The sequence below is a fragment of the Allocatelliglobosispora scoriae genome (assembly GCF_014204945.1).
In the GTDB taxonomy this organism is placed as follows: Bacteria; Actinomycetota; Actinomycetes; order Mycobacteriales; family Micromonosporaceae; genus Allocatelliglobosispora; species Allocatelliglobosispora scoriae.
In genome coordinates, this window is record NZ_JACHMN010000001.1 from 193229 (window position 1) to 209597 (window position 16369).

At 69.7% G+C, this 16369-nt stretch carries 8 protein-coding genes; 2 read left to right on the top strand and 6 right to left on the bottom strand.

Translation table 11 applies throughout. From position 1 onward, the window contains the following. Positions 1 to 153 precede the first annotated feature (153 nt). The 6 genes from F4553_RS00815 to F4553_RS00840 all read right to left on the bottom strand — a co-directional run bounded on the left by F4553_RS00815 (position 154) and on the right by F4553_RS00840 (position 14410). Positions 154 to 660: an NUDIX hydrolase gene (locus tag F4553_RS00815; RefSeq protein ID WP_184830840.1), complete on the bottom strand. Its 507-nt coding sequence runs from the start codon at positions 658 to 660 to the stop codon at positions 154 to 156. Between the two features lie 124 nt (positions 661 to 784). Beyond that, positions 785 to 1825 (bottom strand): aminotransferase class V-fold PLP-dependent enzyme, encoded by a 1041-nt coding sequence (locus F4553_RS00820; RefSeq protein WP_312875106.1) that lies wholly within the window; start codon positions 1823 to 1825, stop codon positions 785 to 787. Between the two features lie 121 nt (positions 1826 to 1946). After that, a complete protein-coding gene (locus F4553_RS00825) occupies positions 1947 to 2927 on the bottom strand; it encodes a phosphotransferase family protein (RefSeq protein WP_184830842.1) in 981 nt (326 codons plus the stop codon). 98 nt (positions 2928 to 3025) lie between these two features. Further along, entirely contained in the window at positions 3026 to 4696 is a 1671-nt protein-coding gene (locus F4553_RS00830; RefSeq protein ID WP_184830844.1) for a hypothetical protein, read from the bottom strand. A gap of 58 nt (positions 4697 to 4754) precedes the next feature. After that, positions 4755 to 11888: a LamG-like jellyroll fold domain-containing protein gene (locus F4553_RS00835; protein ID WP_184830846.1), complete on the bottom strand. Its 7134-nt coding sequence runs from the start codon at positions 11886 to 11888 to the stop codon at positions 4755 to 4757. Positions 11889 to 12517: 629 nt separating this feature from the next. After that, positions 12518 to 14410 (bottom strand): glycosyltransferase, encoded by a 1893-nt coding sequence (locus F4553_RS00840; protein ID WP_184830848.1) that lies wholly within the window; start codon positions 14408 to 14410, stop codon positions 12518 to 12520. A gap of 257 nt (positions 14411 to 14667) precedes the next feature. Between F4553_RS00840 and F4553_RS00845 the strand changes: the two genes are divergently transcribed. Both F4553_RS00845 and F4553_RS00850 read left to right on the top strand, forming a co-directional pair. Next, positions 14668 to 15678 carry a hypothetical protein gene (locus F4553_RS00845; protein ID WP_184830850.1) on the top strand — a complete coding sequence of 337 codons (1011 nt, stop codon included), beginning with the start codon at positions 14668 to 14670 and terminating at the stop codon, positions 15676 to 15678. An 86-nt stretch (positions 15679 to 15764) separates the two neighbouring features. Beyond that, on the top strand, positions 15765 to 16331 hold the full coding sequence (locus tag F4553_RS00850) for a DUF4291 domain-containing protein (protein ID WP_184830852.1): 567 nt from the start codon (positions 15765 to 15767) through the stop codon (positions 16329 to 16331). The last annotated feature ends 38 nt before the right edge of the window (positions 16332 to 16369 follow it).

Here is a 16369-nt window from a genome sequence, read left to right on the forward strand (position 1 = left end):
CGCACCCTCCGCACTCCAGTGTCGGTCGAGGGTGGCGGTCCATCGCCGTAGTGTCTGATCGACGACTCGGATACTCCGCCTCTACCATCCACAATGGATGCACAGAGTGCCGTCTTCTACAGGTGCCGCACGGACCGTCGCCGCCGACGCCCGCTAGAGGCCGAGGTGGACCGGCTGCGTCGGTGCGCCCGTGGTGAGGAGCGCGGTCAGCGGTGTGGCGAGGTCGCGGGGCGAGAACAGTTCGGGGCCGGTGTAGCCGACGATCTCTGAGAGCTGCCACCAGCGGAACGCGGCCAGGTTCTCCTCGGTGGCGAGGTGGTCGTCGGTCAGCTCGCCGCGAGGCTGGAAGTGGCTCGTGCGGATGAGGAAGTAGTCGTTGACGAGGCCGTCGAACCCGGCCGCGTGATCGGCGGTGAGGATCTTTTGGTGCCAGACGTGGGGCGGGTCGACGGTGATCGTCAGGCCGGTCTCCTCGCGAAGCTCGCGACGCAACGCCGTCAGCGGGTCCTCGCCGGGCTCGATGCCGCCGCCTGGCGCCGCCCATACGCCGTCCGCCTGCTCCGGCACCGCCGGGTGGGGGAAGACGAACCGGCATAGCAGGACGCGGTCGTCTTCGTCGAGCACGATCGCGCGGACGGCGCGGCGCAGGTTCGGCGTCATGGTAGGTCGGATGTGGCAGCGATGATCGACACGTCGGGAGACTATCAACCCCACTCGGTCCACACCGAGATCGAATGGCGTGCAGCGATGGGCCTTCACACCCGGGCCGGGGGCGCCCCTTCGCTCAGTCGACCAGCGCCTCCACTGCGGCATCCACATCGGACTCCGTCGTGTAGATGTGGAACGACGCCCGCACCCGCCCGGCCCGCACCGCCGCCCGGATGCCCGCCGCGGCGAGCCGCTGCTCCGCTCCCGGCACGTCGACGGTCACGATCGCGCTGCTCCCCGGCTCGCGCCCCAGCCCCGCGAGGAACCGGTTGGCGAGTGCGAGGTTGTGCGCGTGGATCCGCTCGACGCCGATCTGCTCGATCACCGCGAGCGCGGGCTCCGTGCCGGCCCAGGCGCCCCAGGCGGGGGAGAGGTCGAAGGCGCGGGCGTCCTTGGCGAGGCGCAGCGGCAGGCCGTAATAGGCGCCGTGCGGGTCGTCGCCGGCGTACCAGCCGGCCATGATCGGGCGGAACCGGTCGCGGACGTGCGGCGCGAGATAAGCGAAGCCGGTCCCGCGTGGCGCCATCAGCCACTTGTAGGCGCCGACGACGACCATGTCGGCGAGCGAGCCGTCGAAGGGCAGCCAGCCGCAGGCCTGGGTGGCGTCGACGACGACCATCGCGCCGACCTCCCGGGCCGCCTCGGAGATCGCCCGCAGGTCGGCGAGGGTCCCGTCGGCGGACTGGACGAGGCTGAACGCGACGACGTCGATGCCGGGGGAGATCGCGGCGAGGAAGTTGGTCGTGGGCGCGGTGTGCACGGTGACGCCGCGATCGGCGTGGACCGCCCACGGGAAGACGTTGGAGGTGAACTCGATCGAGGGCACGAGCACCGACGCCCCGTCGGGCATGGCGGCTGCGACGGGTGCGAGGAGCTGCGTCACCTGCGCGCCGACCGCCACGTCGGCGGCGTCGACGCCGATGAGCCGGGCGAACGACTCCCTGGCCCGGTCGGTCGCGCTGCCCCAGGCCTCCCAACTGGTCCTGCCTGCGCGCCAGTCGTCCTGCGCGGCACGCATCGCGTCCCACGCCGGGTCGGGCGGCAGTCCGTAGCTCGCGGTGTTGAGCCAGCCTGGTTCTGCATGCCGCCACAGCTGCGGCGGCGTCCACCTCTCGATCGTCTCCACAGCCCGAGTATGCCGCTGTTACCTGCCGGAAATAAGCGCCAATTTGGCAACGGTGGCCGCACCGCGCCGGTGGGAGCGCGACCAGTGCAGCGCACGCCTTTCGTGCCCGATTTCAGGCGGCGGCCAACTCCGTCAGGTCGGCGGTGAGCCGCTCGCTCGCCCAGTTCAGGAGCTCGGCGTTCTCCTGCGCCGGATAGCCGCGCACGGCGGTCTCGGCGACCAGGATCAGCCACAGGTATGTCCGGTAGAGGCAGAGCCGGGTCTGCTCCCCGGCGGTCAGCGGGCGGCCGAGGAACCCGTCGATCACCGCGTCGCTCTCCGCCGCCGGGTGGAAGGCGGTGAGCGAGACGAGCTCGGCGATCGGGTCGCCGTAGAAGGCCCGCTCCCCGTCGATGAGCCCCTCGATCCGCCACCGCGCCTCGTCCGCGATCACGAAGACGTTGCCGTCCCACAGGTCGAAATGGACCAGGGCCGGGGTGGTGACGGTGTCGAGCAGCCCGCCCTGGCGGGCGACCAGCTCCCGGATCTCGGCCGCGGGCCGGGGCAGCGGCCGGTCGGTGTCGACGGCGTCGGCGAGGATGTCGTCGATGAAGGCCAGGAACGACGTGCTCCAGCTCCCCGACCTGGTACGGCCGTCGCGTCGCGGATAACCGAAGACCTCGCCGGGTACGCCGGTGATCGCGCCCGCCGCCGCGCCGAGCTGCCGCCGGATCCGCAGCAGCTGCTCGGGCGGCATCGTCGCCTTGGCGTGCTCCAGCGACATCCCGCCGAGCCGCTCCATGATCATGAAGCCCTGGTCGGCGTCGGCGTGCCACATCGCCGGCAGGGGGACCCCGGTCGCGGCGGCGCGCCGGAAGAACTCGATCTCGGTCTGCATCAGGTCCACCTCGTAGCGCAGCATCGTCAGCCCCTTGTCGGGCGCGACCTTGAGGACGACCTCCCGGCCGTCGTCGAGCCGCACGGCATGGGCGGCGTTGAAGTAGCCGTCGGTGAACTCGGTGTGCTCGGCGACCCGGACGCCGTCGCCGAGGCCTGCCTGGATCAGGCGGCTGATGTCGGCGTCCGACAGGTCCGGCTTGGTGATGCTGCGCATCGCTGGATCATGCCGTGAGAGCGCTCTCCCGGCAAGGCCTCGCCACGCAGTCGCGGGTGCGGCCCCGAGGCCGCACCCGCGATCCGCCGGTATCCGCGTCAGTTCTGGAACACGACCACACCCAGGGTCTCGCCCTTCTTCGGGTCCGCGGCCTCATCCGCCGTCACCGTCAGCTTCACGATCGAGAACTTCAGGTGGGCACCCTCGGGCAGCTGCTCGCCGTTGAGGCGCAGGAAGCTGCGGATCTTGGTGGCGTAGCCCGCCGGCAGTCCTCGGACCGTGGCGGTCACCGTGAACTCGTTCTGGTTCTTGACCGGCGCCGGCTGCACCTCGATGCCGAAGCTGCCGTCGAGGTTCCGGAACCAGATCTCGCTGCCGATCGGCACGTTCTTCGCCGTCAGCACGGCCAGGATGTCCCCGGCGTAGGTCCCCGTCTCCAGGCTCGTGTCCACGCAGAGGTCCGCGGAGTCCGCCTCGGCGGCGCGCAGCTCACCCTCCTCGCCGGCCTTCTCCTCGCTGACCTTGACCGTCTCGGTGCGGACGCTCTTGTCGGTGCTGCGGGTGACGGCCACGTCGTAGTTGGCGGTCTGGGCGCCGAAGATCGAGCTGTAGCGGTCACCCCAGGTGACTCCGGAGAAGAGCAGGGACGAGGAGTCCGGCGCCTGGCCCACCAGATCGCGCAGGCCGCCCGAGTAGTCCGGGTCCGACGAGTTGACCGCGACGGGCAGCGTCTTCATCATGTTGGAGCCCATCCGGATGCCGTGGGTGGGCCCGTCCGCCGGGATCAGCTCGGCCGGGATCCCGAAGTCCGTCAACGGCCGCTGCGCCGCCGCCAGCACCGGGTGCGTGGTCCCGTTCGGCATGATCATTTCGAAGGAGATGCTCATGTCGGGCAGCGGCACCCTGCCCTCGCTGAACCAGGTGTACTGCAGGTTCGACTGCCACCCGGCCGGGATGTTGGAGTACAGGGCGAGGCTGTACCGGGCGATGCCGTCGGATCCCACCGTGTTCTTGACGGTTCCCTCCATCTGGATCATGGGATCGGGGCCCGTGGTGCCGCAGCTGAAAGCCACCCGCGACCCGTTCGGCACGTTCAGGCAGTTCATGTTGAAGTAGACGTTGCCGCCCGCGCTGCCCTGGTTGTACTCGAGCGTGCTGGTGGTGGTCTTGTGCTTGGGATTGATCGTGGTGACGTTGCGCTGCGCCATGTTGGGGTGCTGCGAGACGTAGACGGCGAGCTCGTCGAGCGTCTTCAGCTCGCCCAGCGCGGGAATGGGATTCGGGTTCGCCTCGGTCACCACCCGGCCGATGAGGCAGTAGTGGTCGTTGTGGATCGGCTTCGGGATCCAGTGGAACGGTTCCGGTGTCACGAAGCGTTCGCCGGCCTTGGGCGCGACACGGACCTTGGTCGCCCCGCTCGATGTCGACAGCGGGCTGCGGGACCACCCGCGCGACGGGTCGAGCGGATCCGTCGGCCACAGCAGCAGCGCCGACGGCGCGTAGTAGAGGTACAGCCAGCCCTCGGTGTCCTGCGCCGAGAGGTTGCGCCCGCGCAGGTAGATGTAGTTGGACTCGCCGGCGTTCGTGGAGTTGCCGTAGTCCCTTCGCCAGTTCTCCTCGTTGATCAGCGCCTCCGGGTTGGAGACCGGCGCGTCGCCGAGCGGGATGATGTCGGGCGATCGGCTCGCCTTGCCGCCGGTGGGATAGGCGCCGGTGTCCTGGAAGCTGTTGCGTAAGTAGAGGTCTTCCCACTGCGTCGTGTTGTTCATGACCATTGCTCCTTCGTTCGGTTCGTGACTGGTTCGACTCGGATGGATACGCGGGTCATCACAGGAGTTCCGGCTCGGTCGCGTACTTCTGGACCATGTAGCCGAGAAGGTTCCCGCGCAGCTCCACCAGCCGGTGGTGGGCGTCGCTGCGCTCGTCTCCCGCCGCGGTGAGGAACGCCGTCCACCAGGTGAGCGCGTGGGCCAGCAGCCCCGGGTCGGCCGGCGACTCGCCGAGGACCGCCGTGACCGCCGCACCGATCTGGGCCGGGGTCGGCATGGTGTACGGCGCCACACTGATCTGCCGCTCGACGAGCTGGGTGACGACGATGTTCCCCGCCAGGTCGGCCGGCCGGACCAGCTCGGTCGCGGTGGTCTCCGTCGGAACCGGCTGCAGCGGTGCCGGAACCCTGTTCACGTAGGTCACCCGGTGCAGGACCCGCCACGCCCCGTTGGCCTGGGTGGTGGCCGTCCGCAGTGCCGCCGCACCGGAGTCGGGGCTGTTGTGCAGCCAGTTCTGATCGATGACCTGCTGCCGGAACGTGTCGAAGTTCTGCACCGTCGGCGGGGTCAGGATGGAGAGGAAGCGGTACCCGGCCACCTTCCCCGGCGCGTTCTCCCTGGTGTAGCCGACCGGCTTTCCCTGCTCGTCGAGGAGCGGGCGCTTCAGGTAGCGCTCGACGGCGAGCTGGACGTCGAGCCCGAATCCGGACTCGCTGTCGTGGGACTTCACCGACACCACCTCGACCGAGCTGCCGTTGAGCGCGTCGAGCTCGCAGTAGAGGCCGGCGCCGATGGCCGCGGCGATGTCCATCGCGAGGCCCGACCCCCGCTCGGAGACGGTGATCCCGGAGTACGACTCGCTGCGGGTGTCGATCAGCTCGGACTGCTCGCTGTGCCAGCCGCCCGCCGCCGTCCAGACGTAGGTGTTGACGATTCCTCGCTTGGACAGCTTCTTCTGCCAGTCGTAGGACGGCTCGGCCGGCAGCGCCTTGTCGCGGAAGTCGACGAACCCGTTCTGCTTGCTCCAGTCCACGTCGGCGTAGTCCCACGCGGGACCGCGGCTGCGGTTGGACTGGCTGAACTGCCGGTAGTACGCCTCCAGCTGCTTGCCCTGCCACTCGACGGACCGCTTGAGGCTGTAGGCCTCCACCGGCCGGAAATAGCTCGCCGGTTTGCCGCCCGCGGCCGGGTAGTCCGGATCCGGGATGAACCCGACCATGCCGTCGAGGGTGCCGTTCTTCGTGTACCGGGGGTCGATCGGGAAGTGGATGATGTTGACATCCTCGGGAATGTCCCCGTTGGGGACGAACGTCGTCTTGACGATCGTGTTCGACCCCAGCAGCTTCGCGAGATAGACGTCGACGGTCATCGACTTCACCACGGCGTACCCCGTGTTGTCCGGGATGTAGCGCCGACCGACCGCGGGATTGAGCAGGGCGTGCTCGTCCTCCCACTCACCGGTGGTGCTCATGGCGTCGACGGTCGCCGCCGAGGTGCCGAAGCCGAAGCCCGCGTCCTCTCCCGATCCCGCGCTCGCGGTGTCGTGCAGACCGGCGCCCAGGTGCTGCTCGGCCACGGCGACCTGCCACTCGACCTCCGTACCGACACCGATCGCCTGGCCGGCCGAGGTGCTGAAATACATCCCGACCTTGCCGTCGGCCGACGACGCGTCACCGAGGCGCTGACCGCCGGTGAAGGTGCGCGTGGCGGTCTGCGCCTGTGTCACCTGGATCGCGGCGTTGCCGTCATAGGCGTTTCGCGACGTCACGTCGTCCCACCACGGCGCGGTCTGGTTCTCGCTGGGGATCGGCGGCGCGCCCTCGACGAAGCCGACCAGCGACGGCGCGGTCCGGGCCTGGCCCGCGTAGACGGTGGCGAGGTCGCCGACGAGGAAGCCCGTCACGAGGTCGACCCGGGCACCGACCTGCGCCGCGTAGCCGCGCTTCATGACGCTGTAGACCTCGCCGTACGCGTTGCGCCGGGTGTCGGCGTACTCCACGGCGGACGGTACGCCCGTGATCGGCTCGTGGTGCTCGTTGCGCAGGCCGCCGAGGATGTTGTAGACCTCCTTGGCCTCGTCCGAGATGGGCGCGCGTGCCGTGATCCAGCGCGGAAGCCGCCCCGCCTCGCCGGTGAAGACGCCGTCGTTGCCGTTGCCGGTGGCGTCGCCGACGACCATGCCGGATCCCTCGTTGAACGGCCAGTACCCGACCAGATGGCGCTCGGACCCCCTCAGCGCCCGGTACATGTCCGACCGGATCTGGTCCTCGGTGCGGACCGCGTCCCACACGCGCACCTCGCTGACGGATCCGGCGAACATGTTCTGCAGGGTCGTGGTGCCCGTGCGGTTCGCCGCGACCGTGTACTGCTCGATGCCGTATCCGCCGACCAGCTCCGGATCGACGACCCGGACCGCGGACTGCCGGACTCCGTCGACGAACAGCGACAGCGTCGAGTTCGCGGGGTAGATCCGCCACAGGACGTTGCTCGTCAGCCTGGCGTTGTTGACGTTGTTGTCGTCGAGGCCGTACTTGCCCTTCGACTGCGCCCACCGCCAGGACGAGACGAGTCCGTCGGCGGAGCCGATGCGGTGCGACTGCGAGGTGGCCGCGATCTCCGCCTGGGGCAGCGCCCGGTTCCACAGCCGCACGTCGGAGAGCGCGCCGGTGAAGTAGGCGGCGCCGGCGGTGTTGCGTCCCAGGTTGAGCCGCTGCGAGCTGGTAGCGATCGTGATGGGTTCCTCGTAGTCGTCCTTGACGTACTCCTTCGCGGGGCTGCCGTTGACGTAGATCGCGGCCCGGAGGAAGTACCGCTGCGACCTGGGATCATCGCCTGGGCGGTAGGCCTCCGGCTTCTCCTTGGTCGTTCCCGTCTCCACGGTCACGGCGACGTACAACGGGACGTCCCTGCGGACCGGCGAATCGGGAGTGGTCAGGGACACCGTGCTCTCCTCGGACGATGTCGTCGACAGGACCAGGTTCACCTTGTTGTCGCGGGTCAGCCTGATTTCGTAGCTGCCCGGCTTGGACACAAGCGACTGGACGGCGTCGACCAGGTGGGGCGTGAAACAGACTTCGATCGAACCGGCTGTGTCGATGTTGAGCGACGCGTCGCTGCCGCAGTCGGCGTAGTCGGCTCCGCCCAGTGCCAACGCGTGAGCCGTGCGGTAGGTCATGGCGACGTTGTGCCATCCGCCCAGCAGCGGCGTGTCGGTGGCGAGGACTCCGAGCGAGCGGTTGGTTCCCCATGCCGCTCGGTAGATGCCGGATCGGGACCACGGCTCATCGGCCGGGTTCACGATTCCTGTGCCGACTCGGCCGCCGTCGATCGCCGCGTTGTGGATCACGAAGCCGTGGCCGTCGGTGAGGTACCAGGCGATGACCAGATCGCGGTCGGTGGGCTGCGGCGCCGAGGTGGCGTGAAACGCCACGTCCTCGGGTTCGAGCGCGCTCGTCCACAGGAAGACGCCGTTGGCGAGTATGGGGAACGCCCCGGTGGTCGCACCGACCCGGAACGAACCGGGTACCTGGGTGAAGGCCGCCTTGGCACCGACCGCCTCGCCGTCGAGGACTCCGTCGACGTAGAGCCGCAGCTTGACCTGCCCCGCCCCGGCCTCGGCGAGGGTGACCGTGAGCTGCTTCCAGACGCCCTTGGCCAGCCGGGCGGTGCCGGTCACGATCAGCGAACCGGTGGCGTACCGGGCGACCGGTCTTCGATCGTCGTCCACGGTGATGGCGACATACGGCTGCGTGGCGCCGATGGTCGAGAGGCTGAGCACCTTTCCGGATCCGTTGGCCTCCTCGGGACTGAGCGTGATCTGCATGGTGCACGCGGTGCCCGGGAGGTTGTAGGAGCCGGGGAGCGAGGTGTTGTCGGCGAATCTCAGCGAAGGCGCCGGCCGCAGGCCCAGCGCCCACTGAATGGGCCCGTGGACCGTGTCGGTCAGGTCCCGGCAGTAGGTCGCCAGCCGCGGAATCGCATCGACGCTGCCGGCGCCGCCGGGGCTGCACCAGGTCTCCACGGTCAGGTCGCCGCGTACGGCGAGGCGCTGCGCGGAGCGGGCAGACTGGTCCCAGCCCACGGCGGACCCGCCGTCGAGGGTGATCGCCTTGTCCGGGCTCTGCCGGACCCACCCGCCGTTGACCGCGGCGATCACCAGATTGGCCGAGCCGTCCGTGTAGGCCGTCGTGTCGTCGACCATCGCCGTGCCGCCGTTGGTCGGCCGGTTCGCGGGGCTGCACCGGAACATCGTGGACGCGCCCTCGACCACCCGGGTGCGCCCGTCCGCGGTGGTGAGCGTCGAGCCCTGGCGGACGGCGGCCGGCACGGGCTCCCGCGCGATCATCGTGGCGTCGGTCCCCAGCGGCCGGTCCGGGAAGCCGACGGTTATCGCGGCCCAGGCCCGCATGTCCTGCTCGGCGGGGGTCGACGCGGCCACGTCGCTCAGGAGGGCGGTCGCGCCGTCCGCGATGAGCACCAGGTACGCCGCGATCGCGCTCGCGTTGACCGCGTCGGCGAACCCGTTCTGGTTCCTCGGCACGTCGCGCAGCAGGGCCTCATTGCCGGGCCCGGCCGTGATCGACACGTCGCACAGGTCCGGGCTGGTGCCCTGGGCGATGCCGATGGTCATGTCCGTCACGTCCGGCCGGGCGAGGATCAGCAGGTCGTGCGGTGCCCCGTAGGCGTCGGACGCGACCAGGGCGCGCACGGTGGAGCTCGCCGAGGCCAGATCCGAGTAGTCGTAGGTCGCCGAGGTGCCCGCGAGGACCGCGAGCAGCGCGGTGGCCCGTACCGGCAAGGCGGTCCACTCCTGCTTCACGGGATGGGCGTCCCCCCACCCCGGCACCACGAACTCCAGCCGCAGCGTGCAGGTCTCCGCCGTGACATCGGTGACACCGCCTCGGCTGAGCTGCAGCCGCGACGGATACCGCGACAGCACGGTGATGCGCGTCTGCTCGCCCTCGGACGCCACCGGCAGGCGGCTCGTGGCGTAGATCCCGGCGTTGTCGTAGAACACGCGGTTACCGGTCAGGTAGGCGGTGTCGGCGAGGTCGTGTGTGGACAGCCCGTTGAGGACGGCGATGAAGGAGTCGAGGGAGCGGGGAACGCCGAGCCAGGTCTCCATGCGGCCGTTGCCGTCGTCGATGCTCAGCTGGCACAGGTGCGACGCGCTCGACGGGCTGATCGTGATCTCCGCGAGGTTCATGAAGGTTCCCGACCGTGCCGCGGTGAAGCGCAGGAACCCGTTCTGGGCCGCCGACCCCGCCGTCGCGGTCCACCCGCTCTCGTAGACGGCGCGTGCCGACTCGGCGTCGTACTGCGCGACGCAGAACAGTCCCGCGGCGGTCGAGCTGCGGCCACCCTGGAAGTAGAGGTGCACCAGGCCGTCCGAACCGGTCATGAGGTAGCCGGAGCCCTCCGGTTCGGCGAAGTCCAGCAGTCCGGCATAGACCGACCGGCCCTCGTCGTCGATGTAGAGCCTGCCCTGGGTGTCGGCGGAGATCGGCGCCGAGGACGCGGTGAGGATCGCGCCGTCGACCACCGCGTCGATCCGGTTGCCGGAAACGTCCGGAGTGGTCGGCGGCTCCGCCTCGTAGTTCACGCTGTTGAACGGCCAGTCGGCGATCGGCTGCTCCGTGGTGTCCGCGCCCGACCACAGCCGAAGTCCCTCGAGGATTCCGACGATGCCGTCCCTGCTGCCGCTGATCGTCGTGATCGGGTTGCCGGCGGGGCACGCGTGGACGGTGGCCTCCGTCAGCGGAACGACGTCGCCGTTGACGAGTACGGTGAAGGTGCCGATGGCGGCGTCCCTGTCGTAGGTGAACCTGACGACCACGTGGACCCACTGCGCGCCGACGATGACCGCGTCGGTGGTCTGCGTCTCGGTCGCGGTGTCCCCGGAACCGAAGCCGGCGGCCACCCGGAGATCATGAGTGATCTTGATGTAGACGGCGGCCTCCGTCGCGGGAACCGACCTGTCCCCGCTGATCACGTACTGGTCGCCGGCGACGAGGCTGTTCGGGTAGAGCCAGAACTCCGTGGCGAAGGAGCCCGCGATCCGCAGCGCCTCGGCATCGGGCAGGGACACGTAGGCGCCGTCGCTGAAGCCCAGCGCGTAGTTGGCCGGCGCGATGGCGGCCACCGTGGTCTCGGCCGGCGGAAGCACGAGGCTGCCGTCCTTGGCGATCGCGCAGTCCAGGGTGGCGAACCTCGGCGCCTGATCCGTCCCCGGCACCCCGGTGACGGGCAGCGCCAGCATCACCCGGGTGGCCCGCTGGAGCATCAGGCCCTCACCCGAGGTGGTCCTGACCCGTTCGCGCAGCGTGTACTCGGTGGCGCTCGGAGCGCCGACGATCGTCAGCGGCAGGATCCCCGCCGTGGGATCGTCCAGGCTGAACCGGACGGAGACATCGGGTTCGATGGTGCCGTCGTCGCCGATCGCGTCGGTCAGGTCGAAGAGCCCGTCGGCGTCCATCGGGAACGAGAAGAAGTCCAGGCGGCCGGTACGGGTATTGACGGCGAAGAATTGCCAGCGGCCGGGAGAGCCGTCTTGACCAGGCAGGATCAGTGCATCGAACCGGCTCTCGTCGAGATCGGAGATCATCGGCAGCTCGATGACGGGTTCGATGAACGGCGTTCCGTCGACCGTCGTGTAGGACTGCGAGTCATGCTCGCCCAGCGGGACGTCCCGGTCTCCGGACTGCTGGAACCGGACCTCCCAGACCGGCTCCAGGACCGGTGTCAGGGTGCCGGAGCCGGGCTCGCTCACCCGCTTGAACATGAAGCGATTCAGCAGGAGCGTGTGGCGCGACGACTGCTGGAAGACGTGCAGGTACTTCCCGTCGGAGACGACCTTGAACGGTGCGCCCGAGGCGGCGAGCAGATCGCCCGCCGCATTGCCGACCGTGACGATCGACAGTCCGGCCGGGCGCAGATCCGGCGGAAATTCCAGCTTCGAGTAGCCCGTCCACCCATCGCTGCCTGCATCGACGCCGATTTGGGAATCGAGGATGTTGTATAGGATGTCGCCATTTTCGGAAGCACGGACGAAGGCGAAAACGGTGCCCTGATGGTCGACCGTGACGCATTCGCCGAAAGTGCTTTTCCGTATCTCTTCGAGATCGGACAGCTCGGTGGGTTCGGAAATGGTTCGGGGCGCGGAGTATCCACGCGCCATAAGGAGATTGGACATCGGATTCCTCAATCAAAGGCAAGCAGGAACGAATTCCAAGCTAGACCAGCCCCATCCACTAAAACCTGATATTTCGACACATCTCCATTAAAAGGTAGTGATGAGGTAGTGCTGGTGAATATGTCAATCAGTGACTGCCGTTGAGGTACGGGCGCCGATGCCGCCGGTCGTCGCGTTTCATGCCGTCGTAGTGGCGCCTCCGCAAGTATGACCAGGTCAAGCATTGTGTGACTCTGCCGAGCAGGGCAGTGGATCAGTTCTGCCAAGCGGTAGTAGATCTTGTTTTCGTCAACGGGCAGCCCGGTGTCAGGGCCGTTGAAGCGCCTCAGGATTTCGGACAAGGATTCCCAAACGGGATCGGAAATTGGCTGGCAAAAGGCAGGATCGGCGCGTGCTTGACGGGCGGTCGCGACGGTGGTGCCGCGACGGCGACCACGGACACCCGGCCACCGTGTGACACCGAGCCGTTATCGCGCAACGGATCTGCGGGATTCACGCATGCACTCGCCGAAGATCTGAAACTACCGGCGAGTATGTCACGGACTGCCATCGGGCCGGGCCGCAGCCAACCGGCCGGTGACGGCTCGACGGACGGTTCGGGTACGTCGTATGTGGACGGCGCGTCGCCGTCATCGCCGCCTGGGCCGGTCCGGCAGCCGCCGTCCAGGCGGCCGCTGACGAGGCAGTCCGGTGGCGCGGTGCCGGGGACCGCCCGTCCGGGCTGGCCGCAGCGTGCCGTCGGCCCGCAGCGCCAGCAGGGGAGCGGCGAGGCAACTGGCGCTGCGCTCGGCGACCGCGAGCAGGGCGACCGCGAGGAGTCCGCTGCCGGACCAGGTGAGGACTCCGATGAGGAGGATCACCCCGAACCCGACGCCCTCGGCAAGCTCCGTGCGGACGGCATCGAGGCTCCGCAGCCCGCGTGGGCGCGCGCCGAACTTCGCGGTGCGGCCCCACGGACGGGACCGGCCGAGCCAGCCGCTCAGCCCGGCGCTGCACTCGACTCGGCTCAGCGCGGCCCGGGCCAGGGCCGCCTGCGCCGCGTCGGTGGCGGAGCAGCCGGTGGCGTGCCGGTGGGCCAGCATGCCGATCCACTCCATCGATGCCCGGCCGGCCACGAGTGCGAGCAGCGCCGCGATCGGCACCGCTGCCGCCGGGCGCAACCAGGCCGCCGCGAGCACCACAGCCGCGACGAGCCACACCGTGGTGGCGCTCAGCCCGGTGACGACGCTGCGCAGGCCGTGGTTGGCGAGCAGCAGCTTCTGCACCGGACGCAGCGAGGACGGCGCTGCCCAGCGTGCGGGCAGGTAGAGCCGCCAGTGCCGCCGCAGCTCCTGTACGGGGCCGCGGATCCACCGGTGCCGCTGGGCGCGGTAGCCGTCGAAGGTCGGCGGGATCAGCCCCCGGCCGAGGCTCTCGTCGAGGTAGAGCCCGTGGTGGCCGGCCGCGTGCAGCCGGATCGCCAGCTCCGAGTCCTCGGTCGGGCACCACTGCGCCCACCCGCCGACTCCGTCCAGCGCGCTGCGCCGCAGCAGGCACATCGTGCCGGTGGTGAGCGCCGTGTGCTGCTCGTTGCGGCTCACCAGGTAGGTGGCGTACATGATCCGGTACTCCCAGTAGCAGGCCCGCAGGTAGGGGTTGCCGGCCCAGTCGCGGTAGTCGTGCCTGGTCTGCACGAAGTCGATCGCCGGGTCGTCGAAGTACCCGGCGAGCGAGGAGAGGAAGTGCGGCGACGCCTGGTAGTCGGCGTCGACCACGGCGATGAGCTCCGCGTCCAGATCGGTGTGGCGCAACGCGTGGTTCAGCGCACCGGCCTTCGCCCCGGTCAATGGCGCGACGTGCAGGAAGGTGAAACGTCTGCCGAGGCGGCGGCAGTGCTGCTCCACCGGCCGCCACAGCCGCTCGTCGACGGTGTTGTTGTCGATGACGATCACCTCGAAGTCGCGGTAGACCTGCCGGGCCAGCGCGTCGAGGGTGGCGCAGACGACCTCGGGCGGCTCGGCGTAGGTCGGCACGTGCACGCTGATCAGGCGGCCGCCGCCGCGGACGGCGGCCGGATCGAGCCGCTTCGGCCGGGTCCAGCCGTCGCGGCACAGCACCTCCCGGTGGAGGTGTCCGTCGATCAGCCTGCTCGGCAGCGTCACCGCCCCCGCCGCCGCCCAGGCGACGGCGAGCACCGCCACGACCGGTCCGGCGTCGACGGTGGCGGCGAACACGATCCAGAAGGCCGCGAAGAGCACGTGCAGCTGCGCGGCGGCGGCGCTCGCCCACCGCCCCGCTGGATGGGACCGTCCGAAAGCGAGGCTGAGCGCGCCGATGGCGGCCACGGCGAGGGCGGCGGTGACGGACTCGCCGGTGACGGCCCAGCCGCCCAGGGCGCTCGCCGCGGCGATCCCGGCGATGACCTCGCGTTCGTGACGCAGGGGGCCGCCGACCCGGCTGCGGCGCCACAGCAGTGCGGCCGCACCCAGGTTCGCCAGCGCTGTGGTCGCCAGCGCCGCGGCGCACACGTCGAGCACGGCCATGGTGTCTCCCTACCTCCGCGCTCGGCGGTGTCCGGATACCGATTCACGGTGTCAGCACCGCCAGGCCGTCACCAGGGTCGTCACCCGAAGGGGGCGGGCCACGGCCGAGTGACCTCCACAGGGGGATCCCGAACGTGAGACCTCGGATGGGCGATCGACGAGGTCGGCCGGGGGAGCGCACGCTGGCTGCACTCCGACCAGTCGGGCACCGTACCGGTAGGCCCGCTCGCCGGCCGTATCGTCCCCTGGAGGCTGGAATGGATCCATCCGTCTCATCGCCGAACGCCGTCGAGGGCGGCGTCGAGCGCAGAACCGTGCTCAAGGCAGCCGGTGTCGTCGGTCTCGCGGCGGCGGCCGGTGCGACCGTGCTCGCCGAGAGTGCCCAGGCCGCATCGCAGAATGTGGACTTCTGGATCAGCATCGGCAACGCCCGCACCGTCGACGGCAACCCGTCCAAGATCACGATCACCGTGGAGGTGGGCAACGCGGGGACCGAGGCCGCGACCCAGCCCGTCCGGGTCATCCTGATCACGCCGTACTACGCCAACTTCGACCACGCGGCGCGGCCGTACTTCCTGTTCAACCGCTACATCGTGCAGAACGCCGACCCGGCCGTCCCGGAGATGATGGAACTGATCATCCCGGCGGCGAAGCTCGGCGTGCACCAGGGCGAGAAGTTCGACGTCGGGCTGGACCTTCTGCAGGACGGGCCGCGCCTGTTCGACATGATGAGCGGCTACGTCCTCGCCGGTGGCGACACCGAGACGAGCCTGCTCAACAACGAGGCGATCGCGAGCGTCGACGTGCCGATCGGGCCGCCGCTGTCCCTGCCTCCGGGCCGCAACCCGGTCAACTTCTTCTTCATCTCCGAGACCGCGCTGCTGCGGACCGGCCAGACCGCCAACCAGGTCATCAAGGTCGGCGCCGTGGACGCGATGCCCGCGCTGAACACGGCCCGGTTCATCTACGTCTCGCCCTACCGCGCGAAGATCAACCGAAACGTCGCGCCGGGCAACTGGACCTTCCTGCACTCCGAGACCGACGTGCGCATCCCGGACGTGGTCAGCATCCCGGTCTCGCCGCTGAACCTCATCCCCAACCTGCCGATCGGCAGCCTGCTCGCCATCAACATCCCGCTGGTCGCCAGCGATCGGGCGCTGGCCTGCCGCGGCGGCAAGGGCTTCCTCGCCGTCTCCGCCACGGGCAGCGACTTCGACGTCCAGCCGCAGATCGCGATGGGCCGGATCGCCACCATCCAACCCATCTGAGGTTCCGCTGCCGGGCGGCCCGCACGCCGCCCGGCAGCGGAAAACCCGGCGACAGCCCGCCAGGCGGCCGGTTACGCTCACCGATCATGACAACCATCCCGGTACGCCAGGTCCGGGCGCTGCACGACGACGAGACGATCACGGTGTACCAGGCGTACTCCCCGGTGATCGCCGACCCCGCCATCGCACACGGCCGGTTCGCCGACGGCTTCAAACGCGACCGGATGACCTGGATCAAGCCCTCGTTCCTCTGGATGATGTACCGCAGCGGCTGGGCGGCCAAACCCGGCCAGGAACGGGTGCTGGCGATCCGGATCCGCCGTGAGGGCTTCGACTGGGCGCTCGCCAACAGCGCCCTGAGCAGCTACGAGAGCGACGTCCACGGCTCCCGTGCGGAGTGGAAGGAGTCGCTGCGGGCACCGGTGCGGATCCAGTGGGACCCCGAGCGCGACCTGCACCTGCGCCCGCTGCCGCACCGGGCCGTCCAGATCGGACTCTCCGGCGACGCGTCGCACCGATACGTCGACGACTGGACCGTCCAGATCACCGATGTCAGCGACCTGTGCCACCGGATCCACGCCCTCGTCACCGCCGGCGATCTCGCCGCCGCGTCCGCGCTGCTGCCCGCCGAGACGCCCTACCCGCAGGCCTGACCAGCGGGTTCCGCCGGGCCCGGCGGTGCGATAGGCTC